Genomic DNA, 25,009 nt, shown 5'->3' on the forward strand with positions numbered 1-25,009 from the left:
GTGACCTACAAGTCCACCGCTGACCGCGCTGCTGTGCGTGCCCAGGCTGCTGAAGCCCTGCGCACCGGCCAGATCTCTTCGGGCGAAATCGGCAACGCGATGTAATTGCCAGAGGCCCCATGCAGACTGCATGAGGGCTTTGTGAAAATTGCCAATGCAAAAGGCCGGGGCCCCCTGTGAGGGGCCCCGGCCTTTTTTAGTCTGGCGGGCAGCCGTTTCGTTTCGGAGCAGCGCTAAAAGTCACCGACCATCCACATCAAACGGAACTCATGGCAATCCACGGCTGGGGGGAGCATATGCATCATGGCAAGGCCAATGCTGGAGGGCATCCACACAGCGCAGAAATAAAAAAACCCGGCATTGCCGGGTTTTTTTGCCGCACAGGGGTGCTCGCAAAAGCTTACTTCTTCTGGCGGAACTTGCGCAGTGCCGCAATCTGGGCTGCCATAACAGCCAGTTCGGACTGGGCCTTGGCCAGATCGATGTCGCTCTTGGCGTTCTTGAGCGCTTCTTCGGCTGCAGACTTGGCTGCGTTGGCCTTCTCGTCGTCCAGGTCCTTGCCACGGATGGCGGTGTCGGACAGCACGGTCACGCAGTTGGGTTGCACTTCCAGAATGCCACCGGCCACGAAAACGAACTCTTCGCCACCGTCAGCCATTTCGATGCGCACCGAGCCCGGCTTGATGCGGGTGATCAGCGGGGTGTGGCGGGGGTAGATACCCAGTTCGCCAGCTTCGCCGGGCAGAGCGACAAAACGCGCTTCACCGGAGAAGATGGACTCTTCGGCACTGACCACATCAACGTGGATGGTGTTCATCATTGCTCCTAGGAAAAGGTGGGTTGCTTGATTGCTGAAGGCCGCGCTGCCATTGGCTGCCCGGCCGACGGCTCATCAGGCCACCTTCTTGGCCTTTTCGAAGGCTTCGTCAATGGTGCCCACCATGTAGAACGCTTGCTCTGGCAGGTGGTCGCACTCGCCGTTCACGATCATCTTGAAACCGCGGATGGTTTCCGACAGGGGAACGTACTTGCCTGGCGAACCCGTGAACACTTCGGCCACGTGGAAAGGCTGCGACAGGAAACGCTGGATCTTGCGAGCGCGGGCCACGGCCAGCTTGTCTTCAGGAGCCAGTTCGTCCATGCCCAGGATGGCGATGATGTCGCGCAGTTCCTTGTAGCGTTGCAGCGTACCTTGCACGGCGCGGGCCGTGGTGTAGTGGTCTTCGCCCACCACGTTCGGGTCCAGCTGGCGGCTGGTGGAGTCCAGAGGATCCACAGCGGGGTAGATACCCAGCGAAGCGATGTCACGCGACAACACCACGGTGGAGTCCAAGTGAGCAAACGTCGTGGCAGGCGATGGGTCGGTCAAGTCATCCGCTGGCACATACACGGCCTGGATGGAAGTGATCGAACCGACCTTGGTGGACGTAATACGCTCTTGCAGGCGGCCCATTTCTTCGGCCAGCGTAGGCTGGTAGCCCACGGCGGAGGGCATACGGCCCAGCAGAGCGGACACTTCGGTACCGGCCAGCGTGTAGCGGTAGATGTTGTCCACGAAGAACAGCACGTCACGGCCTTCGTCACGGAAGGATTCCGCGATGGTCAGGCCGGTCAGGGCCACGCGCAGACGGTTGCCTGGGGGCTCATTCATCTGGCCGTACACCATGGCGACCTTCGAGTCTTCGAGCTTCTCGAGGTTCACCACGCCGGAATCGGCCATTTCGTGATAGAAGTCGTTCCCTTCACGGGTACGCTCGCCCACACCAGCGAACACCGACAGACCACTGTGGGCCTTGGCGATGTTGTTGATGAGTTCCATCATGTTCACGGTCTTGCCCACGCCAGCGCCGCCGAACAGACCCACCTTGCCGCCCTTGGCGAACGGGCACACCAGGTCGATCACCTTGATGCCGGTTTCCAGCAGCTCTTGCGATGGCGACAGTTCGTCGTACGCAGGGGCCTTGCGGTGGATGGAGGCCGTCAGGTCCTGGCTGACCGGACCGCGTTCGTCGATGGGCGTGCCCAGCACGTCCATGATGCGGCCCAGCGTCGCCTTGCCCACAGGCACGGTGATGGGGTTGCCGGTGTTGGACACCATGATGCCGCGACGCAGGCCGTCGGACGAACCCAGGGCAATGGTACGCACCACGCCGTCGCCCAGCTGCTGTTGCACTTCCAGCGTCAGCGACGAGCCTTCGAGCTTCAGGGCGTCATAAATCTTGGGCATCTGGTCGCGGGGGAACTCCACGTCCACCACAGCGCCGATACATTGAACAATCTTGCCTTGCACTTGAGCCATTTTTCGCTCCAATAAAGTAGTTTGTTGAGCTGCTTACACAGCAGCGGCGCCAGCCACGATTTCCGAAAGTTCTTTCGTGATCGCTGCCTGGCGCGTCTTGTTGTAGACCAGCTTCAACTCGCCAATGACGCTGCCGGCGTTGTCAGTGGCAGCCTTCATGGCCACCATGCGCGCCGACTGCTCGGACGCCATGTTTTCCGCAACCGCCTGGTAGATCAGGGACTCGACATAACGGACCAGCAGCTCGTCGATGACGCTTTGCGCATCGGGCTCATAGATATAGTCCCAGCCGTGTTCCGTCTTCTCAGCCTGCATCTGCTCGGAGGACAGGGGGAGCAACTGCTCCACCACCGATTCCTGCTTCATGGTGTTGATGAACTTGGTGTAGCTCAGGTACACCGCGTTGATCTTGCCTTCTGCGTATGCATCGAGCAGCACCTTCACCGGGCCAATCAGCTTGTCCAGGTGGGGGGTGTCGCCCAGACCTGTCACGTGCGAAACCACCTTGGCGCCCACACGGTTCAGGAAACCCAGGCCCTTGTTGCCAATCGCCACGGCTTCGGTCGAGACGCCCGCGCCTTGCAGTTCACGCAGCTTGGTCGTCACGGCACGCAACACGTTGGTGTTCATGCCGCCACACAGACCCTTGTCTGTGGTGATAACGATGACGCCAGCGGTCTTGGCATCGTTCACTTTCATGAACGGATGCACGTACTCTGGGTTGGCCTTGCCGAGGTTGGCTGCAATGTTGCGGATCTTCTCGCTGTATGGGCGGGCAGCCCGCATCCGGTCCTGCGCCTTGCGCATTTTGGATGCGGCCACCATTTCCATGGCTTTGGTGATCTTCTTGGTGTTTTCCACCGATTTGATCTTGCCGCGTATTTCCTTGCCTGCTGCCATGATGGCTCCTCGTCCGGTTTAAGCGAACGACTTCTTGAACGCGGCGATCGCTGCGGTCAATTCGGCTTCTGCGTCCTTGTCCATGGCCTTGGCCTGCTCCAGCTTGGCCAGCAAAGCGGCGTGGCTGGTCTTCAGGAACTGGTGCAGGCCGTGTTCGAAGTCGAGCACCTTCTTGACGTCGATGTCGTCCATGAAGCCCTTGTTCACAGCGAACAGCGTGGAAGCCATCAGCGAGATGGGCAGCGGGCTGTACTGTGCCTGCTTGAGCAGCTCGGTCACGCGGGCACCGCGGTCCAGCTGCTTGCGGGTGGCTTCGTCCAGATCGGAGGCAAACTGCGCAAACGCAGCCAGTTCACGGTACTGGGCCAAGTCGGTACGGATACCACCGGACAGGTTCTTCACCAGCTTGGTCTGGGCTGCACCGCCGACGCGCGACACCGAGATACCGGCGTTGATAGCGGGGCGGATACCGGCGTTGAACAGGCTGGTTTCCAGGAATATCTGACCGTCGGTGATCGAAATCACGTTGGTAGGCACGAAAGCGGACACGTCGCCAGCTTGCGTCTCGATGATGGGCAGTGCCGTCAACGATCCGGTCTTGCCCTTGACTTCACCCTTGGTGAAGGCTTCGACGTAGTCGGCGTTCACGCGGGCTGCGCGTTCGAGCAAACGGCTGTGGAGATAGAACACGTCGCCAGGATAGGCTTCACGGCCTGGTGGGCGGCGGAGCAGCAGGGACACTTGGCGGTAGGCAACGGCTTGCTTGGACAGATCGTCATACACGATCAGCGCGTCTTCACCGCGGTCGCGGAAGTACTCGCCCATCGTGCAGCCCGAGTAGGCCGACACGTACTGCATGGCGGCCGATTCGGAAGCCGATGCGGCCACCACAATCGTGTACTCCATGGCGCCGGCTTGTTCCAGAGCGCGCACCACGTTCTTGATCGAAGAAGCCTTCTGACCAATAGCGACGTAGATACAGGTAACGCCCTGACCCTTCTGGGCAATGATGGCGTCGATGGCGACGGCCGTCTTGCCAGTCTGGCGGTCACCAATGATCAGCTCGCGCTGGCCACGGCCCACGGGCACCATCGAGTCGATGGACTTCAGGCCGGTCTGCAGAGGCTGGTCCACCGATTTACGGGCGATCACACCAGGAGCGACCTTTTCGATCACGTCGGTGAGCTTGGCGTTGATGGGACCCTTGCCGTCGATCGGCTGGCCCAGGGCATTCACCACGCGTCCGATCAGTTCGGGGCCGACGGGCACTTCCAGAATACGGCCCGTGCACTTCACGGTGTCGCCTTCGGAGATATGCTCGTACTCGCCCAGAATCACGGCGCCGACGGAGTCGCGCTCAAGGTTCAGCGCCAGACCGTAGGAGGGCTGGCCGTCCTTGGTCGCGGGGAACTCGAGCATTTCGCCCTGCATCACGTCCGACAGGCCATGAACGCGCACGATACCGTCGGACACGGACACCACGGTACCCTGGTTGCGGATATCGCTGCTGGCGGCCAGACCTTCGATGCGGCTCTTGATGAGTTCAGAAATTTCTGCGGGATTGAGTTGCATGACTCTTTCCTTCTTTCTTTGGTTCGCTGTCCTCTCCGCGCATTACGCGATGAGGGCCGCTTTCATTTGTTCAAGACGGGCCTTGACCGAAGTGTCCAGCACCTCGTCACCCACCACTACGCGAATACCACCGATCAGGGACTCATCCAGCTTCACAGCGAGGTTGAGCTTGCGGCCGAAGCGCTTTTCCAGCGCTGCGCTGACCTCAGACAGTGCAGCACTGTCCATCGGAAATGCGCTGTACACCACGGCATCCGAAGATCCGTTGCGACGATTCACGAGGGCACGAAACTGCGCAGCCACTTCCGGGAGCGCATCAATGCGTCCGTTGTCGATGACTGTGCGCAGGAAATTTTTGGCCATATCCGGCAGGGCCGAGCGGGCGACCCCGGTGAATACAGCGAACACCTGGTCTGCCGTCACCTTGGGGTTGTCCGCCAACTGACGCAGCTGGGGGTTGGCGGCAATCGCCGCCAGTTCGTCCATCCAGGCAGCGGTGCTGCCCAGATCGACGCCCGCGCCCGCAGTGGCAGCCTTGAACAAGGCATCGGCGTAAGGGCGGGCAATGGTGGCGAGTTCAGCCATGTGTGTCCCCTTACAGCTCGGTCTTCAGGCGGTTGAGCAGGTCGGCATGGACGCCAGCATTGACTTCCTTGCGGAGAATCTGCTCGGCACCCTTGACGGCCAACGCTGCCACCTGCTCACGCAGGGCTTCGCGGGCTTGGACCGTCTGCTGCTCGGCTTCAGCGCGGGCAGCAGCAACAATCTTGTTGCCTTCCTCTGTGGCGCGGGCCTTGGCTTCTTCGATGATGGCCTGGGCACGACGGTCGGCGTCCGCAAGACGCGAGGCCGTCTCGTTGCGCGCCTGTGACAGCTCCTTCTCGACGCGCTGGTTGGCAGCGGTCAGTTCGGATTTGGCACGGTCGGCAGCTGCGAGGCCATCGGCGATTTTCTGGGCTCGCTCATCCAGCGCCTTCGCGATCGGGGGCCACACGAATTTCATCGTGAACCACACGAGGATCAGGAAGACGATGGCCTGAACGAACAGGGTCGCATTGATACTCACGGCAACACCTTTCTAAAGTGGCGTTGAACGGGAATTACTTGGGCAGGTTGGCCAAGAGCGTGGAAACGAAGGGGTTGGCGAAAGCGAACAGCAGAGCGATAGCCACGCCGATCAGGAACGCAGCGTCGATCAGACCAGCCAAGATGAACATCTTGGTTTGCAGTTCGTTGATCAGTTCAGGCTGACGTGCCGACGATTCGAGGAACTTGCCACCCATCAGGGCGATGCCGATGGAAGCGCCGATAGCGCCCAGACCAACGATCAGACCACAAGCCAGAGCGACGAGACCGAGAATGTTTTCCATGATGACTCCTGAGTTAAAAAGAAAAGTTAAGGAAAGAAAAAACGAAAGGGAAACTTAGTGCGCGTTGTGCGCCTGACCGAGGTAGATCAGCGCCAGCATCATGAAAATGAACGCTTGCAGCGAGATCACCAAAATGTGGAACAGCGTCCAGATGGTGCCAGCGATGACGTGGCCCACAGGCAGCAGCACACCCGACAGCGACAGGGCCGCAGCACCACCCATGAGGGCGATAAGCATGAACACCAGCTCGCCAGCGTACATGTTGCCAAACAACCGCATGCCGTGGGACACGGTGTTGGCGACATATTCAATGATCTGCATGAGCAGATTCACCACGCCCAGGATCAGGGCGAAGATAGGATTCTTGCTGGTGCCGAAAGGGGCCGACACCAGTTCGTGTGCCCAGCCGCCAGCACCCTTGATCTTGACGCTGTACCAGAAGCGCAGGATCAGGATGGCAAAAGCGAGGCCCAGCGTGGTAGACAGGTCAGCCGTGGGCACGACACGCAGATAGGCGTGGTGAGGATCGTGGCCGGCGGCGCCATAGATTTGCGCCCAGATGGCGGGCAGCAGGTCCACAGGCAGCATGTCCATGAAGTTCATCAAGAAGATCCAGACGAACACCGTCAGACCCAGGGGCGCAATGAACTTGCGGCTTTCAGCGTTGTGAATGTTCGCCTTGGCCTGGTTGTCCACCATCTCGACCAGCATCTCGACCGCTGCCTGGAAGCGTCCAGGCACACCAGAGGTTGCCTTACGGGCAGCTGACCACAGAATCAAAAGGGTGAGAGCCCCCAGAACCAAACCGACGATGATCGAGTCATAGTTGATGACAGTGAAATCAACGATCTTGGTCTGGTTGACGTTTTGAAGATGCTGCAGGTGGTGAACGATGTATTCACTTGCAGTCGGAGCGTGCGCTTCTGCGGCCATCGGACAACTCTTCTCTCTATCAATCGGTTTTTCGGACACCAGGCCGCACCAACAGTGCCACCCAGTACGTTTTCATTGCGACCACCATGCCAATCAGCAAGGCAATCCAGCTCAAGCCCGGCACCAGCCGAGGTGCCGCCGCCAGCAGCGCCACCGTCAACATGATCTTGGCGATTTCCCACCCAAAGAACCCCACCATGGCAGCCCGCGGATTGGATGACGCCTTGTGGCGCAACACACCGCGGGCAAACAGTGCAGCCGGAGCCACCACTGCCAGGGCACCGTAGGCTGCAGACCAACCCACCACCGCCCTGCCCGTCAGAACCCAGGCCACCAGGGCCACCAGCATTCCGACCAGCGCCTGACCTGCCACCACCTTCCACACCGAGAGGGGCGGATGGCGACTGCGCCACTGCTGCGCCTCTTGGGCCGTCAGGGGCTTGAAGTCAGATTCTTCAGCCTCAGTTTCAGTCTCTGGCGGGATTGTTTTCATTGATGAATGACGCCCGCGTTACAGACCGCAACTTTTACAAAGCCTCTAATTATAAGTAAAAACCCATGGCACCAGACAAAAACCCGCAAACGTGCCTGTGGGCTTCGTGTGCGCCTGCTCTGTTGTGGTGATGCGCCAACGGCTTTTGCGCTCCAAAAAACTCGCGCAATGCACCGATCTGGCGCACGCCAAACACACAATTCAGACACCCTCATCAGCCCGTGACGCACAATGACAGTGCATGCCTAGCTATTGAAACTGCAGCATCCCTACCACCGCGATCCACCATGACATCCTCCAATCCGCCGCCCGCCAACGGCCTCGATACGCAGGCAACAGATCCACGCAAAGACTCGCTGATCGAATACCCCTCCAAGTTCCCGATCAAGGTCATGGGCGCCAAGGTGGATGGGTTCGTGCACGCGGTGACCGAACTGGCCCGCCAGTTTGACCCCACCTTCGACGCCGCCACCATTGAACTGCGGGACAGCCGCGCAGGCAATTACCTCGGAGTAACCATCACCATCACGGCGACCAGCCGCGAGCAGCTGGACGACCTGTACCGTGCGCTGTCATCGCATCCGCTGGTGAAAGTGGTGCTGTAGCCGCCCCCTTCAAGTTGCGCCATGACGATTGACATCCGCCTGCTGGGCCGTGTGGACTACGCCAGCACTGTGCAGGCCATGCAGGACTACACGACCACACGTACGCCCTCTGACCCGGATACGCTTTGGATTTGTGAGCACCCGCCGCTTTACACCCAAGGCATTGCAGGCAAAAGCGATCATGTGCTTGACCCAGGCGAGATCCCCGTCATCGCCACCAACCGGGGTGGGCAGGTCACCTTCCACGGACCGGGCCAGGTGGTCGCGTACCCGCTGATCGACCTGCAACGCGCAGGCTATTTCGTCAAGGAATACGTTTATCGCGTCGAAGAGTCCGTGATCCGTGCGCTGGCGCGCTTCGGCGTCACGGGCCACCGGGTTGCCGGCGCACCCGGCATTTATGTGCGCCTGGATGACCCGCGCAGCCACGCCATGCTGCCCCAACGCCCCCAAAAACGAGCGGGCTCGGAGGCGCCCACGCCCGACTTCGAAGGCCTGGGCAAGATCGCGGCGCTCGGCATCAAGGTCAGCCGCCACTGCACCTACCACGGCGTGGCGCTGAACGTGAACATGGACCTGGAGCCCTACGGCCGCATCAACCCTTGCGGTTACGCAGGATTGAAAACGGTGGACCTTTCTACAATCGGGGTCCACACCACCTGGGAAGAAGCCGCGCAGGTGCTGGGCCAGCAGCTCAGCATCCGGTTGGCGCCCTGAACTCTGCCTACAGCCATGAGCACCCCTGAAGTCGTCCGCGAAGCGCAATCCACCGAAGCCTACAACCCGCTGGCCAAGCAAAAGGCTGCGGCCAAGCTGTCGCGCATTCCGATCAAGGTGGAGCAGGGCGAAGTGCTCAAGAAGCCCGAGTGGATCCGCGTGAAGGCGGGCAGCCCCACCACGCGTTTCTACGAAATCAAGGAAATACTGCGCGAACACAAGCTGCACACGGTGTGCGAAGAAGCTTCGTGCCCCAACATCGGTGAATGCTTTGGCAAAGGCACGGCCACCTTCATGATCATGGGTGACAAGTGCACGCGCCGTTGCCCGTTCTGCGACGTGGGCCATGGCCGCCCCGACCCGCTCGACAAGGATGAGCCGCTGAACCTGGCCAAGACCATTGCCGCACTCAAGCTCAAATACGTGGTGATTACCAGCGTGGACCGCGACGACCTGCGCGACGGCGGCAGCGGCCACTTTGTGGAATGCATCCAGAACATCCGCGAGCTGTCGCCCCAGACCCAAATCGAGATCCTGGTGCCCGACTTCCGCGGCCGTGATGACCGCGCGCTCGAAATCCTGAAAGCCGCGCCGCCCGACGTGATGAACCACAACCTGGAAACCGCGCCCCGCCTGTACAAGGAAGCGCGCCCCGGTTCGGACTACCAGTTCAGCCTGAACCTGCTCAAGAAGTTCAAGGCCTTGCATCCCAACGTGCCCACCAAGAGCGGCATCATGGTCGGCCTGGGCGAGACGGACGAAGAGATCCTGCAGGTCATGCGTGACATGCGCGCGCACAACATCGACATGCTGACCATCGGCCAGTACCTGGCACCCAGCAACAGCCATCTGCCCGTGCGCCGCTACGTGCACCCCGACACCTTCAAGATGTTCGAGGAAGAGGCGTACAAGATGGGCTTCAGCCATGCGGCAGTTGGCGCCATGGTGCGCTCCAGCTACCACGCGGACCAACAGGCGCACGCCGCTGGCGTGTAAGCCCTGTCCACCCGGCCCGGTCGCAGGTCACCCATGGGCCCGAATGGTCTGCTCTCGCTGCGCCGCTACGGCGCATCACCGGGCAGCCACAGCCATGACCATTTCCAGATTCTGCTGGGACTCTCCGGAGCGCTGGACCTGGAGGTGGCGGGCCGTGGCGTGCGCGTGGTACCCGGCGGCGGCTGCGTGATTGCCCCGGGAGATCGGCACGACTTTGAATCGTCCCGTGGCAGCCTGTGCCTGGTGCTGGACAGCGCACACCCCGACTGGGCGCGCTGTACCGGCCAACGACGCTCGACCAAACCACCCGCCGATGCACTGCCACTGGCGCACTATCTGGCGAGCGCACTGCAACAAGACCGCCCGCTGGCACAAACCTACGGCCCTGCGCTCTTGCTGGAGGCGTGGCTCGACAGCACCCATTCCGACTGTTCCACGCCCGTCCCCACGCGCGGCCGCACCATCAACTGGCCCGCCCTGCAGCAATGGGCGGCGCAGCAATGGCACCGCGAACTGACCGTGGCCGACCTGGCGGCGCAGGTGCATCTGAGCCCCAGCCAGTTTTCTGCCCGATGCCGGGACGACCAGGGCATGGGCGCCATGGCCTGGCTGCGCGGCTTGCGCCTGGCGCAGGCCCGGGTGCTGCGCAGCACGGGCATGGCGGTGGCCGAGGTGGCGCTGCGCACGGGCTACCGCTCGCCCTCGGCTTTGACTGCCGCATTGCGCCGGGCTGAGCAGCACACATAACGGCCGGCGACGGCTGGCAACCAGGCCAAAACCTTGGCGCGCGACGACTCACCGGTGTTGCGCGACGACTCACCACAGCGGGCGCGCGTAAGCTCGGCGCCATGCAAGCCAACCTCTATGCCCTGGGCGCCATTGCGCTGTGGGCCTCTCTCGCTTCCCTGGGGGTGTCCCTCACCCACATTCCGCCCTTCCTGCTCACAGGCGTTGCGCTCATCATCGGCAGCGTGCCGGCCTGGCCGTTTGTGCTGCGTGACCCTGCACAGTGGCGCATCCCGCTGCGCACGCTGGCGTTGGGCGTGTACGGCCTGTTTGCGTACCACTTCCTGCTGTTCATCGCGCTGCGCCATGCCCCGCCGGTGGAGGCCAACCTCGTCAACTACCTGTGGCCGCTGTTCATCGTGGTGCTCTCGCCGGTGGTGCTGCCCGGTGTGGCGCTGCGCTTGCCACATGTGCTGGCGGCGCTGCTGGGTTTTGGCGGCGCGGCCATTGCCATTGCCGGCGGGCGCGAGTTGAGCGGCACGCTGGCCTGGGGCTACCTGCCCGCGCTGGCAGCGGCTTTCATCTGGGCCACGTATTCGCTCATGACCAAGCGCGTGGCAGCGTTCCCGACCACGGCCATTGGCCTGTTCGGGCTGGTGTCCGGCGTGCTTTCGCTGCTGTGCCATGTGGCGCTTGAGCCTGCGGCGGCACTGCAGCCGCGCGACTGGGGGCTGCTCGCGGTGCTGGGCCTGGGGCCGCTGGGGGCGTCGTTTTTTATGTGGGACAAGGCGCTCAAGCTGGGGGACGCCCGGCACATCGGCATCCTGAGCTACATCACGCCACTGGCGTCCACCGCGCTGCTGATCCTGGTGAGCGGCCGCGCATTCACCTGGAGCATTGCGCTGGCCACGGCCATGATCATCAGCGCAGCCGTGATGGGGATGCGGGCACGCTGACGCAGTAATTTCAGCGAAATTGGCTGGAAGCGCTAGAAAAATATGCTCGGGCAGCTATTAATTTTGAAGTGACTGCCCCCCCTCAGGCGGTCAGGTCCTCCGCCCGTCAAGCGGTCAGCAGCACAGCAGGTTCATCGCCCGCCAGCACCTGCTGCGCCCAGGGTGCGAGCTTGCGCGTGTCAGCGCGCAGCACCTCCTGCTTCACAGCCAGGATCTGCGCGGGGTGCATGGAGAAGCTGCGCAGCCCCAGGCCCAACAGCAGCCGCGTCATGGTCACATCGCCCGCCGTTTCGCCGCACACACACACGCTCTTGCCTTGGCGCTCCCCCTCGGCAATCACGTCGCCCACCAAGCGCAGCACGGCAGGGTGCAGCGGGTCGTACAGGTGGGCCACGGCCTCGTCGGCGCGGTCGATGGCCAGGGTGTACTGGATCAGGTCGTTGGTGCCGATGGACAAGAAGTCGAAGTACTTGAGGAAGGTGCGCACCATGAGTGCCGCGGCGGGCACCTCGATCATTGCGCCCAGCTGCACCGGACCGTAGGGCTCGCCACGTGCATCGAGCTCACCCCGGGCGAGGTCCACCTGGGCGAGCGTCTGCTGGATTTCGTGCGTGTGCGCCAGCATGGGGAACAGCAGGTTGACCTTGCCATGGGCCGCCGCACGCAGCACAGCACGCAGCTGGGTGCGGAACATGGCCGGGTCGGCCAGGCTCCAGCGGATGGCGCGCAGGCCCAGGGCCGGGTTCAGGTAGCTGTCCTTGTGGGCCTTGTTGTCCAGAGGCTTGTCCGCGCCCACGTCGATGGTGCGGATGGTGACGGGCAGCCCCTGCATGCCGTCAATGGCCTCGCAGTAGGCGCGGTACTGCTCGTCCTCGCCGGGCAGGTTGCCGCTTTTGCCCATGAACAGAAATTCGCTGCGGAACAGGCCCACGCCCACGGCGCCTGCGCGCACGGCGGCGGCGGCGTCGCCGGGCTGCTCGATGTTGGCCAGCAGCTCGATCTTGTGGCCGTCGATGGTGATGGCAGGCGTGTGGCGCAGGCGCGCTAGGCGTTCGCGCTCCAGTTCGACCTGGCGCTGGCGAAATCCGTATTCGGCCAGGATGATGGGCGAGGGATCGACAATGACCACGCCCGCATCGCCGTCGATGATGACCCAATCGTCCTGGCGCACCAGCTGGCTGGCGGCACGCGCGCCCACCACGGCGGGGATGTCCATGCTGCGCGCGACGATGGCCGTGTGGCTGGTCTTGCCGCCCACGTCCGTCACAAAGCCCGCGAACACGCTTTGCTTGAACTGCAGCATGTCGGCGGGCGAGAGGTCGTGCGCCACCAGCACCAGGGGCACATCCACCGTGTCGTCCAGCAGCAAATCTTGCTGTGTCTTGCGACGCGGGCTGCTGGCCGGTGGTGCCACCGGGCTGGCCACGCCTTTCATGTAGCGCAGGATGCGCTCAACCACCTGCTCCAGGTCCGCCTTGCGCTCGCGCAGGTACTCGTCCTCCATCTCGTCGAACTGGCGCGCAATCACCTCAAGCTGGGTGGTGAGCGCCCACTCGGCGTTGTACAGGCGCTCGGTGATCCAGTGTTTGACGCCGCCCGTGAGAGCTTCGTCCTGCAGCAGCATCAGGTGCACATCCAGCAACGCGGTCAGCTCGTGCGGCGCGTCGGCGGGCATGTCGGTCTGCAGGCGCTGCAGCTCCTCGACCACGGCGTTGCGGCCCTGGCGTACCCGCTCGATCTCGCCCTCGACCTGGGAGGGCTCGACAAAGTAGTGCGCCACATCCACCCGGCTGGACGCCACCAGCACGGCCCGGCCAATGGCAATGCCGCGTGCAACTGCGAGGCCGTGGACGGAGAAGGTCATGGTGGTGTGATCAAAGGTTCGACGGGGTCAGGACACGGGCGAGATGGGCAGGCTTATTCACCTTCGCCAAATTTGTCGGCAATGAGTGCCAGCAGGGCGTCCATGGCCTCCTGTTCGCGGTCGCCGTTGGTTTCCAGCTCCACTTCAGAGCCCAGCCCAGCAGCCAGCATCATCACGCCCATGATGCTCTTGGCGTTGATGCGGCGCTCCCCCTTGCTCATGAAAACGTCACACGGAAAGCTGCCGGCCAGCTTGGTGAGCTTGGCCGATGCGCGGGCGTGCAGGCCCAATTTATTGCTGATGGTCGTACGGGTCTTGATCATGTCGGTTACGGCGGTTCTGGTTCTGCGGCGCGGAAATGGCCACCTGCATCACCCCTTGGGTACCACCCACCACGGCGCGGGTCACCACGGAATCGAGCGGCTCGGCCCGGTAACTCACGGCGCGCAGCAGCATGGGCAGATTGACACCCGTCACCAGGCGCGAGCGCACGCCGTCTACCAGGCGCTGCGCCACGTTGCAGGGCGTGGCGCCGAACACATCGGTCAGCACCAGGGTGGTGTCGGTGCCCAGCTGGTCCAGCATGATGCGTGCCTGGGCCAGCGATTCTTCGGGGCGCTGGTTGGGCTGCACGTCGAGCGCAGCCACGCTGCTGCCGCAGTCGGCAAACACGTGCAGCGCGCATTCGCGCAGCGCATGGGCCAGTGGGGCGTGGGCAATGATGAGGATGCTGGTGGGGCTCATGGTCACGACTTACGCCACGCGGGTATCAACGAAGGGCAGGTCATGAAGAGGCCGCCGGTGGTTGCATCAATGGTTGCGCAAGTGTTCATGGTTTGGGGGTTGTCAGCACATTATGGCGCCGCCCCCGAAGCAGGAACCATGCGTAGGCGCTGGCGTTGCATGCCAGGTACACCGCCATGGCCGCCTGGAACGCCGGCACGGTGGCCAGCCCCGCGGCTGCAAAGGCGTCCACCGCCAGCCCGATGCCCCACTGCACCACAAACACGCCCACAAAAATCACGAGGTTGTAGGCCGACAGTGCCCGCCCTGCCAGCGCCTGCGGAAACGCCATGGCCACGGCGGGCTGCGACAGCGACACAAAGGTGCACGACACGCAGAACAACGCCCAGGCGCCGCCCCCGGCCTGGGGCCCCGCCAGGATGATGCCCAGCAGCACCACCGAGCACAGCGGAAGGCCCATGGCCATCAGCCGGTCGGCACCAAACCCCTTGCGCAGCAGCCAGGGGTTGACCATGCCCCAGGTCCAGAAGGTGCACAACATGGACACGTTGATCCAGAACAGGCCCGTCGCCGACTCCAGGGCGGTGTAGCCCGCCACGCGCTGCATCCACGGCCCGGCCCACAGCGTCTGCATGGCCACCATGCCGCCATAGCAGAAGAACCCCAGCGGCGCGAGGCGCTGGAAATAGGGGTGCCGCCACACCACGCCATAGCCCTGGGGCACGGCCTCTGCAGCGCCGGACTCGGTCTTCGCCTGCCCCGCCGGGCCCCACCCCGGCACCCACAGGGCAATCACGATCATCGACAACGCGATCAATACCGCCAGCCCCCAGAACAGCGGGCGCCAGCCCACCAGCGGCAACGCCCATTGCACCGGCAGCGTGGAGGCCACCATGCCCAGCGAGCCCGTCATCAACATCCACGAGTTCGCCCGCATCTGCGCCACCGGCTCCAGCCACCGGCGGTAGCCAGTGAGCGGTGCCATCAGGCAGGCGCTGACGCCCGCGCCGCACAACACCCGACCGGCGAGCAGCCCCGAAAACCCCGTAGCCGCCGAAAACACCAGGCTCCCCACCACGGCCACGCCCAGGAAGCCCAGTGCGACCTTCTTGGGGCCATGCCGGTCCAGCCAGGTCCCCAACGGCAGCTGCGTGGCCGAGAAGCCCAGAAAGTACCCGCCCGCCAGCAGCCCCAGGTCCCGCGCCTGCAGCGAGAACTCCTGGGCCAGCGTGGGCGCCAGGGTGGCCGTGACAGCACGCACCAGCGCCGACAGAAAGTAGGCAAAGGCAAACGCCAGAAAGACGATGACGGCCGCTCGCCGTGGCAACACGCCGCCGCTGCTCATCGTCATGGCAGCGCCAGGCCAGCGAAGAACTGGTCGGCCACCTCCGGCCGGGGCTTGGCGGTGTAGACGACGGCGTGGTACAGCCGCACCTGCGGCCCTGCCGCGCGTGCAAACCACACGGCCTGCGCGACCACCGCGCTGCCATCGGGACGCTGCCCCTGTGCCACGGTACGCACCGACTGCGGCAGGGGCAAGGTGCCGCGCGGCGCGTAGGGTACGTCTTTAGCGCCCGCTTCGGCCCCTGCCCCCAGGCGCGCCAGCATGGCAGCCCGCCAATGGGTGAGCGCTGCGCCCACCTGGGCAGGGTCTGCCAACGCGGCATGGGACACGGCAAAGGTGGCGCCATCGGCGTCACAGCCCACCATGGACAGCTCCACCGGTGCACCGGCCAGCTCCACCGTGCGGGTGGCTTGGTCGGGCTTGCACGGCAGGGTGATGGTCAGGTCCGCTTCGGGCAGCGGCACGGTGCGCCAATTCAGTGCGGGGCTGCAGCCCGCAATCAGCAGGGCAGCGGCCCCGGTCAATGTCCATTTCATCGGGGCATTATCGGCAGAGTCCCCGATGTCGGCTCTGCCCTGCGTTCTGCAGCGAACTTTTGCGGGAAAGTCGAGTCCAGCCTTGGTGTGGCGAGCGGGCCACTCCGGCACAATGTGGGGTGGGGCACAGGCCCCGTGTTTCTTTTGGGATGGGTGGTGAAGTCATGGCGATCAAGCATTGGGCAGCAGGTGTGGCGGTGGCAGCGTTTGCCGCCGTGGGCGCCTATGTGTACCTGGACACAGGCCGCGCCGAAGCGCCTGCATCGACCTTCGTGCTGCTGGATGGCTCCAGCAAATCCACCGCCGACCTGAAAGGCAAGGTCACCCTGGTCAACTTCTGGGCCACGAGCTGCACCACCTGCGTGGCCGAAATGCCCGAGATCATCGCGACCTACAACAAATACAACAGCAAGGGTTTTGACACCCTGGCCGTGGCCATGAGCTACGACCCGCCCAGCTACGTGGTGAACTTTGCCGAGACACGCAAGCTGCCCTTCCAGGTGGCCATCGACAACACCGGCAACGTGGCCAAGGCCTGGGGCGATGTGCGCCTGACGCCCTCCACCTTCATCGTGAACAAGCGGGGCGAGATCGTGAAGACCTATGTGGGTGCCCCCAATTTCCCGGAGCTGCACCAGTTGATCGAGAAGCTGCTGGCAGAAACCTGAGCAGCGGGGCGGACACAACGCCCCCGCATGCACCACAGCCCGTTCAGGGCATCAAAAAGGCCAATTTCGAAAGAAATTGGCCTTTTGCGCTAGTGGATCATGCCTTGATTGCTATGCAAAACATAGCAACATGATCCTCCAGTGATCGCGTCACTTCGCTCGGAAGTTGTCGTGGCAGGCCTTGCAAGTGCCTGCAGTGGCACCAAAGGCGGTTTTCAGGTTGTCCAGGTTGCCTGTCTTGGCCGCAGCGGCGAGTTTCACGGTCTCGGCTTCCAGCTTCTCGGCATGGTCCTTGAACTTGGCCTGCTCGGTCCAGATTTCTGGCAGTGCCTTGGTGGGCGCGCCCTTGTCGGTGCCGGGACCAAAGCCTGCCCATGGCAGCTTGGCCATCTGGGCCACGATGTCGGCATTCTCCTGCGCCACCTTGGCATCGAACGGCGCGCGGCCGTTGGCCATGGCGCCGAGGCGGCCGAAGTGCTGGCCCATCACAAACAGCGCACTCTGGCGGTACTTGATGGCGTCTTCGGCTTTGGCAAATTGGGCGGAGGCGGGGGCGGACAGGGTCAGGGCCGCAGCCGCCAGGGTCAACGCAGCAAGTGCTTTCATCGGAACTTCCTTTTTCGTGGGTGGAACAGAATGGTGCCTTCCAAGCCTGCGCAGTATGCCGGTTTGGGCGCGGTTGTGCTGTGGCTGGGAGGTTACAGGTCCGGCCGCCCTGTCGCACAATGCGCATGCCTCCTCATCCATCCCTCACTTCGGCGCCTCGCCTTTGACCACCATGACGCAGCACACCGTACGCATCTGGGACCTTCCAACCCGCATTTTTCATTGGGCCCTGGCGGTCTGCATCGTGGCGCTGGTCATCACCGCCAATGTGGGAGGCAATGCCATGGTCTGGCATTTCCGCCTGGGCTACACGGTGCTGGCGCTGCTGGTGTTCCGGCTGGTCTGGGGGTTGGTAGGCGGCCGCTGGTCGCGCTTTTCGGCGTTCCTGTACTCGCCAGCGCGGTTGCTGCGATACCTGCGTGGCACGCCGCACCCGGAGGACGGCATCGGACACAGCCCGCTGGGCGCGTTGTCGGTGTTCGTGCTGCTGGCCGTGCTCGCAGCCCAGGTGGGCACGGGTTTGCTGAGCGACGACGAGATCGCCTTTGCCGGACCGTTGACCCAATATGTCTCGAACGCCGTCGTGGGGCTGGCCACGAACTACCACAAGGACATCGGGCAGTTCCTGGTGCTGGGGCTGGTGGCGCTGCACGTGCTGGCCATCATCTTTTATGTGCGCGTGCGCAAGCAGCAGCTCATTCGCCCCATGCTGGACGGCGACAAGACGCTGCCCGAGGCGGCGGCGCCTTCGCGGGATGATGCCCTGAGCCGTATCGTCGCCTTGGTGGTGCTGGCACTGAGCGCTGGCGTGGCCTGGTGGGTGTCGTCCCTGGCGGCACCGGCGTTCTGAACGAAGTCGCTACACTGGCGGCTCCTTCGTTTGCACGCCTTGCGCTTTGGACAAGCCCTCCATCTCCCTGAGAACCCCCTCTTCGCACGCCGAGTGGGATGCGGTCAGAGACATCTTTCGCGAGTACGCCAGCACGCTGGGCGTTGATTTGTGCTTTCAGGACTTTGAGTCCGAACTGGCGCAGCTGCCGGGCGACTACGCCGAACCCCGTGGCGCCCTGCTAGTCGCCGAAGTGGAAGGCGCCTTGGCAGGCTGTTGCGCGCTGCGCCCGCTGGATAACGCCGACTACCCCAACGCCAGCGAAATGAAGCGGCTGTATGTGCGCAAGGCGTTTCGCGGCTTTGGCCTGGGTCGCGAGCTGGCCGAAGCCATGCTGGACCGGGCGCGGCAAGCAGGTTACGCGTGTGTTTTGCTCGACACCCTGGACGATATGGAGTCGGCCCGCGCGCTATACACCGACCTGGGCTTCGAAGAAATCCCGCCCTACTACCACAACCCCATACCCGGGGCACATTACCTCAAGGTCGATATTTTTTGACCATTTGAGGCGCAAGCGCATGGTGCACATGCGCTTGCAGCTATTGATTTAATAGCAATCAGCGGGGTCTCACGCCGCCTTGGCCTGGGCCAGCAGGGTGTCAGCGTCGCTCACTTCAAACTTGCCCGGTGCTTCGACGTTGAGAGTGACCACTTTGCCATCGCGCACGAGCATCGAATAGCGGTTGCTGCGCAGGCCCATGCCCTTGGAGGTCAGGTCCAGAGTGAGGCCCGTGGCTTGCGCGAAGGCGGCGCTGCCGTCGCCCAGCATGCGCACCTTGCCGTCGGTCTTCTGGTCGCGCGCCCAGGCGCCCATCACGAACGCGTCGTTCACGCTCACGCACCAGATTTCATCCACGCCGGCCGCCTTGAACTCGGCGGCCTTCTCCACATAGCCAGGAACATGCTTGGCCGAGCAGGTGGGTGTAAAGGCACCGGGCAATGCAAACAGGGCAATCGTCTTGCCCGCCGTCGCCTTGTCCACCGCCACCGGATTCGGGCCGATGCTGCAGCCTTCGCCCTCGACTTCGGAATATTCCATCAGCGTGGCTGCGGGCAGGGTGTCACCGACTTTGATCATTGTTTTCTCCTAGGGATGTTGGGATGGGGTGTTGGAACCCGAGAACGCAGTGCCATGCAAAGCTCCTCCTGGGCACGGTGTGAACCGTTCGCATCAAAAAGGAGGCCCACAAAGCAAAACGACCCACATTGTGGGTCGTTTTGAAGGGCCTTGCTGCCCAGGGGCTTGCGCCCCCGGAGCGGACATGGACAGCTGCTTACAGCAGGCCGGCCTTTTGCACCAAGCGGGTCGCCACCCAGTTCTTGGTCTTGGAGAGCGGACGGCTCTCGGTGATTTCGATCACGTCGCCCAGCTTGTACTCGCCATTTTCATCATGGGCGTGGTACTTGCTCGACTTCGCAACGATCTTGCCGTAGAGCTCGTGCTTCACACGGCGCTCGACCAGCACGGTCACAGTCTTTTGACGCTTGTCGCTGACCACCTTGCCAATCAAGGTGCGCTTGAGGGATTTTTTAGGTTCCGTCATATGGGCTCCTTACTTGGCGGCTTGCTTTTCAGCAAGAATGGTCTTGGCACGTGCGATATCACGGCGGGTGGTGCGCAGCGTGTTGGTGTTACCCAGTTGCTGCGTAGCCTTTTGCATGCGCAGGCCGAAATGGGCCTTTTGCAGTGCCTTGATTTCGGCTTCGATGCCGGCAACGTCTTTTTGGCGCAGTTCAGTAGCTTTGGTCATTTTCATGGTCTCCTGAATTACGCGCCAAGGTGACGGCTGACGAACGTGGTGCGCAGCGGCAGCTTGGCAGCAGCCAGGCGGAAGGCTTCGCGGGCCAGTTCTTCGGGCACGCCGACGATCTCGAACACGATCTTGCCGGGCTGGATTTCGGCCACGTAGTACTCGGGGTTGCCCTTACCGTTACCCATACGCACTTCTGCGGGCTTGGTAGAGATTGGCTTGTCCGGGAACACGCGGATCCAGATACGGCCGCCACGCTTGACGTGACGGGAAATCGCACGGCGTGCAGCTTCGATCTGGCGGGCCGTCAGACGGCCACGATCGGTGCACTTCAGACCGAAATCACCGAACGCAACGGAGGCACCCCGTGTTGCGACGCCAGTGTTACGGCCCTTTTGCTCCTTGCGGTATTTACGGCGAGCAGGTTGCAGCATCTTTATTCTCCTTTACCGTCCGCTGCTGTAGCGGGCGCGGCGACTTTGCGTACGCGCTTAACGGCGGTGTTATCAGCGCCACCAGCTTCCGCTGGCTTGTCGCTGCCGTCGGCCGGAGCGGCGTTGCCACCGACAGGACGACGTGGGCCACGGCCTGCGCCTGGACGATCGCCACCTGGGCGGCCATCACGGCGTGGGCCGCGTGGGCGGCGCTCTTCGTCTGGACGAGGCGTTTCCACGGCGGGCAGGTCATTGCGGCCCAGCGTGTCACCCTTGTAGACCCAGACCTTGACGCCGATCACACCGTAGGTGGTCTTGGCTTCAGAGGTACCGTAGTCGATGTCCGCACGCAGCGTGTGAAGTGGCACGCGGCCTTCACGGTACCACTCGCAGCGAGCGATTTCGATACCGTTCAGACGACCGGACGACATGATCTTGATGCCCTGGGCACCCAGACGCATGGCGTTCTGCATGGCGCGCTTCATGGCACGGCGGAACATGATGCGCTTTTCGAGCTGTTGCGTGATGCTGTCGGCGATCAGCTTGGCATCGATTTCAGGCTTGCGCACTTCTTCGATGTTCACTGCGACGGGCACGCCCAGACGCGACGCGAGTTCCTTCTTCAGGTTCTCGATGTCTTCGCCCTTCTTGCCGATCACCACACCAGGACGTGCCGAGTAAATGGTGATACGGGCGTTCTTGGCAGGACGCTCGATCAGGATGCGCGACACAGCCGCGTTCTTGAGTTTGGCCTTCAGGTACTCACGCACCTTGATGTCTTCGGCCAGCATGCCCGCGAAGTCGCGGTTGCTGGCGTACCAACGGCTGGACCAGTTGCGGCTGACCGCAAGGCGGAAGCCGGTAGGATGGATTTTCTGTCCCATAGTCTTCCCGAGCCTTTAGTTGCCAACCGTCACGTACACATGGCACGTGGGCTTGCTGATGCGGTTGCCGCGGCCTTTGGCGCGCGCGGTGAAGCGCTTGAGCGTGGTGCCTTGTTCGACGTAGATGGTCTTGACCTTCAGTTCGTCGATGTCAGCGCCATCGTTGTGTTCGGCGTTGGCGATGGCCGACTCCAGAACCTTCTTGACGATTCCCGCAGCTTTTTTCTGCGTGAAGTTCAGGATGTTCAGAGCCTGGTCCACTTTCTTGCCGCGGATCAGGTCGGCGACCAGACGGCCCTTGTCGACCGACAGACGGACGCCCCGGAGGACTGCACGTGTTTCAGACATGGTCGTTCCTTACTTCTTCGCTTTTTTGTCAGCGGGGTGACCCTTGAAGGTGCGCGTCAGGGCGAATTCGCCCAGCTTGTGGCCCACCATCTGGTCGGTGACATAGACCGGCACGTGTTGCTTGCCGTTGTGCACGGCGATGGTCAGACCGATGAACTCGGGCAGAACCATGGAGCGACGCGACCAGGTCTTGACTGGTTTCTTGTCCTTGGTGGCAACGGCCTTTTCGACCTTGGCCAGCAAGTGATGGTCAACAAATGGACCCTTTTTGAGAGAGCGAGTCATCTGTTACCCCTTACTTCTTGCGACGCGACACGATCATGATCTGTGTGCGCTTGTTGTTACGGGTGCGATAACCCTTGGTCAGATTGCCCCAAGGATCGACTGCATGGCGGCCTTCGCCGGTGCGGCCTTCGCCACCACCGTGAGGGTGATCCACAGGGTTCATGGCCACGCCGCGAACCGTAGGACGAATACCCATCCAGCGCTTCACACCGGCCTTGCCCAGTTGGCGCAGGCTGTGCTCTTCGTTGGCCACTTCACCAATGGTGGCGCGGCATTCGATGTGGATCTTGCGCACTTCGCCGGAGCGCATACGCACTTGAGCGTAAACGCCTTCGCGGGCCAGCAGCGTTGCCGAAGCACCTGCCGAGCGAGCGATCTGAGCACCGGCACCGGGCTTGAGCTCGATGCAGTGGATGGTCGAACCCACGGGGATGTTGCGGATAGGCAGCGTGTTGCCAGCGCGGATCGGGGCTTCCGAACCGGACAGCAGGGTTGCGCCCACTTCCAGGTTGCGGGGAGCGATGATGTAGCGACGTTCGCCGTCGGCATAGCACACCAGAGCGATGTGGGCCGTACGGTTGGGGTCGTACTCAATGCGCTCAACCTTGGCCGGAATGCCGTCCTTGTTGCGCTTGAAGTCCACCACACGGTAGTGGTGCTTGTGACCACCGCCCTTGTGGCGGGTGGTGATGTGACCGTTGTTGTTACGACCGGCCTTCTGGAATTGTGGCTCCAGCAGGGGGGCGTACGCTTCACCCTTGTACAGGTGGTCACGCGTGACCTTCACCACGGCACGTTGGCCGGGCGAGGTAGGTTTCATCTTAACGACAGCCATGATTACGCGGCCTCCCCGGAGAGGTTCAGCTCTTGACCTGGCTGCAGCGTGACGTATGCCTTGCGAACGTTGTCGCGGCGGCCCACAGTCTTGCCGAAACGCTTGGTCTTGCCTTTGGTGTTCACCACAGAAACGCCCTTGACTTCCACCTTGAACATCAATTCCACAGCGGCCTTGATTTCGGGCTTGGTAGCGTTCTGCAGCACCTTGAACGTCACTGCATTGGACTTCTCGGCAACCATGGTGGCCTTTTCGGACACGATGGGAGCGACCAGCACTTGCATCAGACGACCTTCGTCAAACTTGAGTGTGCTCATGCGAACATCTCCTTGAGTTTGTCGATTGCACCCTTGGTGACGAGCACTTTCTTGAAACGCACCAGCGACACGGGATCGGCGTAACGGGGCTCAACGACGAGCACGTTCACCAGATTGCGCGAGGCCAGGTACAGGTTTTCGTCCACTTCGTCGGCAATCACCATCACCGATTGCAGGTTCATCGCCTTGAACTTGTCAGCCAGGACCTTGGTCTTGGGGGAATCAAGCTTCAGCGAATCGACCACAGCCAGACGGCCTTCGCGGGCCAGCTGCGACAAGATGGCAGACATACCAGCGCGGTACATCTTCTTGTTGATCTTCTGCGTGAAATTTTCGTCAGGCATGTTCGGGAAAATCCGACCACCCCCACGCCACAGAGGCGAGGAAGTCATACCTGCACGTGCGTTACCCGTACCCTTTTGCTTGAAAGGCTTCTTGGTCGAGTGACGGACTTGCTCGCGGTCCTTCTGGGCGCGAGTGCCTTGGCGGGCGTTGGCCTGATAGGCCACCACGATCTGGTGCACCAGATCTTCGTTGTATTCACGACCGAACACGGTTTCAGGAACATCCAGCTTGGATGCGCCTTGGCCTTGGTCATTCAGGAGTTCGAGCTGCATTAGTTCGCTCCTTTGGAGGCTTTGGCCTTGATCGCTGGACGCACCGTCACGAACCCACCCTTGGAGCCCGGAATAGCGCCCTTGATCAAGAGCAGTTGACGCGCTTCATCGATGCGGATGACATCGAGGTTTTGCGTGGTCTTGGTGACATCGCCGAGGTGGCCCGTCATGCGCTTGCCGGGGAACACGCGACCTGGGTCTTGTGCCATACCGATCGAGCCAGGCACGTTGTGCGAACGGCTGTTACCGTGCGACGCGCGCTGCGAGCTCATGTTGTGACGCTTGATGGTACCGGCGTAGCCCTTACCGATGGACGTGCCTTGCACGTCGACCTTTTGGCCCACGGCAAACACATCGGTGGCAGGAACCGTAGCACCCGCGGCGTACTTGCCAGCGGTTTCTGCGGTCACGCGGAATTCCTGGATGATTTCACCGGCTTCCACACCTGCCTTGGCAAGGTGGCCGGCTTCTGGCTTGGTCACGCGCGATGCTTTGCGCGAACCGAACGTGACCTGCAGGGCCACGTAGCCATCGTTCTCTTGGGTTTTGACCTGGGTAACGCGGTTGTTGGACACATCCACCACCGTGACAGGCACTGCGTCCCCATCATCGGTGAACAGACGCATCATGCCCACTTTGCGACCCAGCAACCCGAGGGAGTTGCTCAGACTCATTGGTTTTCTCCAAAACTCTCACCGCCGCAACTTCAATTGGCTACGGCGTTTCCGCAAACTCTCGCTTGCGTGCATGAAAGAAGGTTAATAAAACTCCGCTGATGCACACCATTTAACAGGCGCAAATCGAGCGAAGCCCTAAAGTATAACGCGAACTGCTTTTTCAAGCAAGTTCGCGTTATTTCAGTTGCTGCAAGACGGGCGAACCCGTCCCACAGCAGCTACTGCTACATCACTGCAGCTTGATTTCGACGTCCACGCCAGCTGGCAGGTCGAGCTTCATCAGGGCGTCCACGGTCTTGTCCGTAGGGTCCACGATGTCCATCAGACGCTGGTGCGTGCGGATTTCGAGCTGGTCGCGGCTGGTCTTGTTGACGTGCGGCGAGCGCAGGATGTCGAAACGCTTCATGCGCGTCGGCAGGGGCACGGGACCCTTGACGATAGCGCCGGTGCGCTTGGCGGTGTCAACGATCTCGGCAGCGGACTGGTCGATCAGCTTGTAGTCAAACGCCTTCAGGCGGATGCGGATTTTTTGCTTGGACATGGCAAGTTCCTTTTCTGCTTATGAATTAAGCAATGATCTTGGCCACGACGCCAGCGCCCACGGTACGGCCGCCTTCGCGGATAGCGAAGCGCAGACCTTCT

Annotated in this window: 36 protein-coding genes and 1 pseudogene; 9 read left to right on the forward strand and 28 right to left on the reverse strand. The window is 62.3% G+C overall.

Features of this window, described 5'->3' with window-relative positions; all coding sequences use genetic code 11:
• Window positions 1–105, forward strand: a pseudogene (locus tag AC07X4_RS19655) (DUF4148 domain-containing protein); the annotation flags it as partial.
• A 295-nt stretch (window positions 106–400) separates the two neighbouring features.
• On the opposite strand, the gene AC07X4_RS19660 reads toward AC07X4_RS19655, so the two are convergent.
• From AC07X4_RS19660 to AC07X4_RS19700, 9 genes are all read right to left on the reverse strand, one after another.
• Complete coding sequence (locus AC07X4_RS19660) at window positions 401–817, reverse strand: F0F1 ATP synthase subunit epsilon (RefSeq protein ID WP_015012216.1); 417 nt, start codon at window positions 815–817, stop codon at window positions 401–403.
• A 75-nt stretch (window positions 818–892) separates the two neighbouring features.
• The gene (gene atpD, locus AC07X4_RS19665) at window positions 893–2,299 is read right to left on the reverse strand and encodes a F0F1 ATP synthase subunit beta (protein ID WP_056058846.1); all 1,407 of its coding nucleotides are present in this window, start codon (window positions 2,297–2,299) and stop codon (window positions 893–895) included.
• A gap of 33 nt (window positions 2,300–2,332) precedes the next feature.
• Window positions 2,333–3,199 (reverse strand): F0F1 ATP synthase subunit gamma, encoded by an 867-nt coding sequence (gene atpG, locus AC07X4_RS19670; protein ID WP_056058853.1) that lies wholly within the window; start codon window positions 3,197–3,199, stop codon window positions 2,333–2,335.
• 18 nt (window positions 3,200–3,217) lie between these two features.
• Entirely contained in the window at window positions 3,218–4,771 is a 1,554-nt protein-coding gene (gene atpA, locus AC07X4_RS19675; RefSeq protein ID WP_056058856.1) for a F0F1 ATP synthase subunit alpha, read from the reverse strand.
• Between the two features lie 42 nt (window positions 4,772–4,813).
• The gene (locus tag AC07X4_RS19680) at window positions 4,814–5,356 is read right to left on the reverse strand and encodes a F0F1 ATP synthase subunit delta (RefSeq protein WP_056058859.1); all 543 of its coding nucleotides are present in this window, start codon (window positions 5,354–5,356) and stop codon (window positions 4,814–4,816) included.
• Between the two features lie 10 nt (window positions 5,357–5,366).
• Complete coding sequence (locus AC07X4_RS19685) at window positions 5,367–5,837, reverse strand: F0F1 ATP synthase subunit B (RefSeq protein WP_056058864.1); 471 nt, start codon at window positions 5,835–5,837, stop codon at window positions 5,367–5,369.
• A 34-nt stretch (window positions 5,838–5,871) separates the two neighbouring features.
• On the reverse strand, window positions 5,872–6,141 hold the full coding sequence (gene atpE, locus AC07X4_RS19690) for a F0F1 ATP synthase subunit C (RefSeq protein ID WP_015012210.1): 270 nt from the start codon (window positions 6,139–6,141) through the stop codon (window positions 5,872–5,874).
• A gap of 54 nt (window positions 6,142–6,195) precedes the next feature.
• The gene (atpB, locus tag AC07X4_RS19695; RefSeq protein ID WP_010467223.1) at window positions 6,196–7,074 is read right to left on the reverse strand and encodes a F0F1 ATP synthase subunit A; all 879 of its coding nucleotides are present in this window, start codon (window positions 7,072–7,074) and stop codon (window positions 6,196–6,198) included.
• A 19-nt stretch (window positions 7,075–7,093) separates the two neighbouring features.
• The gene (locus tag AC07X4_RS19700; protein ID WP_056058866.1) at window positions 7,094–7,567 is read right to left on the reverse strand and encodes an ATP synthase subunit I; all 474 of its coding nucleotides are present in this window, start codon (window positions 7,565–7,567) and stop codon (window positions 7,094–7,096) included.
• A 287-nt stretch (window positions 7,568–7,854) separates the two neighbouring features.
• Here AC07X4_RS19700 and AC07X4_RS19705 point away from each other — a divergent pair, with 287 nt between their 5' ends.
• From AC07X4_RS19705 to AC07X4_RS19725, 5 genes are all read left to right on the forward strand, one after another.
• A complete protein-coding gene (locus tag AC07X4_RS19705; RefSeq protein ID WP_056058869.1) occupies window positions 7,855–8,172 on the forward strand; it encodes a YbeD family protein in 318 nt (105 codons plus the stop codon).
• A gap of 21 nt (window positions 8,173–8,193) precedes the next feature.
• The gene (lipB, locus tag AC07X4_RS19710) at window positions 8,194–8,889 is read left to right on the forward strand and encodes a lipoyl(octanoyl) transferase LipB (protein ID WP_056058872.1); all 696 of its coding nucleotides are present in this window, start codon (window positions 8,194–8,196) and stop codon (window positions 8,887–8,889) included.
• Between the two features lie 15 nt (window positions 8,890–8,904).
• Window positions 8,905–9,885: a lipoyl synthase gene (gene lipA, locus AC07X4_RS19715; RefSeq protein ID WP_056058875.1), complete on the forward strand. Its 981-nt coding sequence runs from the start codon at window positions 8,905–8,907 to the stop codon at window positions 9,883–9,885.
• A 33-nt stretch (window positions 9,886–9,918) separates the two neighbouring features.
• Window positions 9,919–10,632: an AraC family transcriptional regulator gene (locus tag AC07X4_RS19720; protein ID WP_099731478.1), complete on the forward strand. Its 714-nt coding sequence runs from the start codon at window positions 9,919–9,921 to the stop codon at window positions 10,630–10,632.
• Window positions 10,633–10,733: 101 nt separating this feature from the next.
• Entirely contained in the window at window positions 10,734–11,567 is an 834-nt protein-coding gene (locus AC07X4_RS19725; protein ID WP_056058882.1) for a DMT family transporter, read from the forward strand.
• A 106-nt stretch (window positions 11,568–11,673) separates the two neighbouring features.
• On the opposite strand, the gene ptsP is transcribed toward AC07X4_RS19725, so the two are convergent.
• The 5 genes from ptsP to AC07X4_RS19750 form a co-directional block, all read right to left on the reverse strand.
• The gene (gene ptsP / locus AC07X4_RS19730) at window positions 11,674–13,431 is read right to left on the reverse strand and encodes a phosphoenolpyruvate--protein phosphotransferase (protein WP_056058884.1); all 1,758 of its coding nucleotides are present in this window, start codon (window positions 13,429–13,431) and stop codon (window positions 11,674–11,676) included.
• Window positions 13,432–13,484: 53 nt separating this feature from the next.
• Window positions 13,485–13,754, reverse strand: a complete 270-nt coding sequence (locus AC07X4_RS19735) for an HPr family phosphocarrier protein (protein ID WP_056058887.1) — start codon at window positions 13,752–13,754, stop codon at window positions 13,485–13,487.
• On the reverse strand, window positions 13,723–14,175 hold the full coding sequence (locus AC07X4_RS19740; RefSeq protein WP_494741034.1) for a PTS sugar transporter subunit IIA: 453 nt from the start codon (window positions 14,173–14,175) through the stop codon (window positions 13,723–13,725). The genes AC07X4_RS19735 and AC07X4_RS19740 overlap by 32 nt, the downstream gene beginning before the upstream one ends.
• Window positions 14,176–14,260: 85 nt before the next feature.
• Window positions 14,261–15,520: an MFS transporter gene (locus AC07X4_RS19745; RefSeq protein ID WP_494741036.1), complete on the reverse strand. Its 1,260-nt coding sequence runs from the start codon at window positions 15,518–15,520 to the stop codon at window positions 14,261–14,263.
• A 2-nt stretch (window positions 15,521–15,522) separates the two neighbouring features.
• Window positions 15,523–16,056: a hypothetical protein gene (locus AC07X4_RS19750; protein WP_056744131.1), complete on the reverse strand. Its 534-nt coding sequence runs from the start codon at window positions 16,054–16,056 to the stop codon at window positions 15,523–15,525.
• Between the two features lie 164 nt (window positions 16,057–16,220).
• Between AC07X4_RS19750 and AC07X4_RS19755 the strand changes: the two genes are divergently transcribed.
• Window positions 16,221–16,724 (forward strand): TlpA disulfide reductase family protein, encoded by a 504-nt coding sequence (locus AC07X4_RS19755; protein ID WP_056058916.1) that lies wholly within the window; start codon window positions 16,221–16,223, stop codon window positions 16,722–16,724.
• A gap of 150 nt (window positions 16,725–16,874) precedes the next feature.
• On the opposite strand, the gene AC07X4_RS19760 is transcribed toward AC07X4_RS19755, so the two are convergent.
• On the reverse strand, window positions 16,875–17,330 hold the full coding sequence (locus AC07X4_RS19760; RefSeq protein ID WP_260665984.1) for a c-type cytochrome: 456 nt from the start codon (window positions 17,328–17,330) through the stop codon (window positions 16,875–16,877).
• 172 nt (window positions 17,331–17,502) lie between these two features.
• Between AC07X4_RS19760 and AC07X4_RS19765 the strand changes: the two genes are divergently transcribed.
• On the forward strand, window positions 17,503–18,180 hold the full coding sequence (locus AC07X4_RS19765) for a cytochrome b/b6 domain-containing protein (RefSeq protein ID WP_146869797.1): 678 nt from the start codon (window positions 17,503–17,505) through the stop codon (window positions 18,178–18,180).
• 46 nt (window positions 18,181–18,226) lie between these two features.
• On the forward strand, window positions 18,227–18,718 hold the full coding sequence (locus AC07X4_RS19770) for a GNAT family N-acetyltransferase (protein WP_494741035.1): 492 nt from the start codon (window positions 18,227–18,229) through the stop codon (window positions 18,716–18,718).
• Window positions 18,719–18,787: 69 nt separating this feature from the next.
• Here the strand turns inward: AC07X4_RS19770 and AC07X4_RS19775 are convergent, their stop codons facing one another.
• The 13 genes from AC07X4_RS19775 to AC07X4_RS19835 form a co-directional block, all read right to left on the reverse strand.
• Window positions 18,788–19,297, reverse strand: coding sequence for a peroxiredoxin (locus tag AC07X4_RS19775; protein WP_015012193.1), 510 nt, complete (start codon window positions 19,295–19,297; stop codon window positions 18,788–18,790).
• Between the two features lie 196 nt (window positions 19,298–19,493).
• Window positions 19,494–19,763 carry a 30S ribosomal protein S17 gene (gene rpsQ / locus AC07X4_RS19780; protein ID WP_056058906.1) on the reverse strand — a complete coding sequence of 90 codons (270 nt, stop codon included), beginning with the start codon at window positions 19,761–19,763 and terminating at the stop codon, window positions 19,494–19,496.
• A 9-nt stretch (window positions 19,764–19,772) separates the two neighbouring features.
• Window positions 19,773–19,970, reverse strand: coding sequence for a 50S ribosomal protein L29 (gene rpmC / locus AC07X4_RS19785; protein ID WP_015012191.1), 198 nt, complete (start codon window positions 19,968–19,970; stop codon window positions 19,773–19,775).
• A 17-nt stretch (window positions 19,971–19,987) separates the two neighbouring features.
• Window positions 19,988–20,404: a 50S ribosomal protein L16 gene (rplP, locus tag AC07X4_RS19790; RefSeq protein ID WP_015012190.1), complete on the reverse strand. Its 417-nt coding sequence runs from the start codon at window positions 20,402–20,404 to the stop codon at window positions 19,988–19,990.
• Window positions 20,405–20,406: 2 nt separating this feature from the next.
• Entirely contained in the window at window positions 20,407–21,288 is an 882-nt protein-coding gene (rpsC, locus tag AC07X4_RS19795; protein ID WP_056058910.1) for a 30S ribosomal protein S3, read from the reverse strand.
• A gap of 15 nt (window positions 21,289–21,303) precedes the next feature.
• Window positions 21,304–21,636 carry a 50S ribosomal protein L22 gene (gene rplV / locus AC07X4_RS19800; RefSeq protein WP_007847806.1) on the reverse strand — a complete coding sequence of 111 codons (333 nt, stop codon included), beginning with the start codon at window positions 21,634–21,636 and terminating at the stop codon, window positions 21,304–21,306.
• 9 nt (window positions 21,637–21,645) lie between these two features.
• Complete coding sequence (gene rpsS / locus AC07X4_RS19805) at window positions 21,646–21,921, reverse strand: 30S ribosomal protein S19 (RefSeq protein ID WP_010467177.1); 276 nt, start codon at window positions 21,919–21,921, stop codon at window positions 21,646–21,648.
• Between the two features lie 10 nt (window positions 21,922–21,931).
• On the reverse strand, window positions 21,932–22,756 hold the full coding sequence (gene rplB / locus AC07X4_RS19810) for a 50S ribosomal protein L2 (RefSeq protein WP_008906426.1): 825 nt from the start codon (window positions 22,754–22,756) through the stop codon (window positions 21,932–21,934).
• A gap of 2 nt (window positions 22,757–22,758) precedes the next feature.
• Complete coding sequence (gene rplW, locus AC07X4_RS19815; RefSeq protein ID WP_007847815.1) at window positions 22,759–23,073, reverse strand: 50S ribosomal protein L23; 315 nt, start codon at window positions 23,071–23,073, stop codon at window positions 22,759–22,761.
• Window positions 23,070–23,690 carry a 50S ribosomal protein L4 gene (rplD, locus tag AC07X4_RS19820; protein ID WP_008906425.1) on the reverse strand — a complete coding sequence of 207 codons (621 nt, stop codon included), beginning with the start codon at window positions 23,688–23,690 and terminating at the stop codon, window positions 23,070–23,072. The genes rplW and rplD overlap by 4 nt, the downstream gene beginning before the upstream one ends.
• Entirely contained in the window at window positions 23,690–24,364 is a 675-nt protein-coding gene (rplC, locus tag AC07X4_RS19825; RefSeq protein ID WP_056058913.1) for a 50S ribosomal protein L3, read from the reverse strand. The genes rplD and rplC overlap by 1 nt, the downstream gene beginning before the upstream one ends.
• Before the next feature lie 232 nt (window positions 24,365–24,596).
• Window positions 24,597–24,908 carry a 30S ribosomal protein S10 gene (gene rpsJ, locus AC07X4_RS19830; protein WP_005796953.1) on the reverse strand — a complete coding sequence of 104 codons (312 nt, stop codon included), beginning with the start codon at window positions 24,906–24,908 and terminating at the stop codon, window positions 24,597–24,599.
• Window positions 24,909–24,933: 25 nt separating this feature from the next.
• Window positions 24,934–25,009, reverse strand: a 76-nt coding sequence (locus tag AC07X4_RS19835) for an EF-Tu C-terminal domain-related protein (protein WP_198556962.1), incomplete at its 5' end; no start/stop codon positions are given.

The organism is Acidovorax sp. GW460-11-11-14-LB4, from assembly GCF_059423685.1.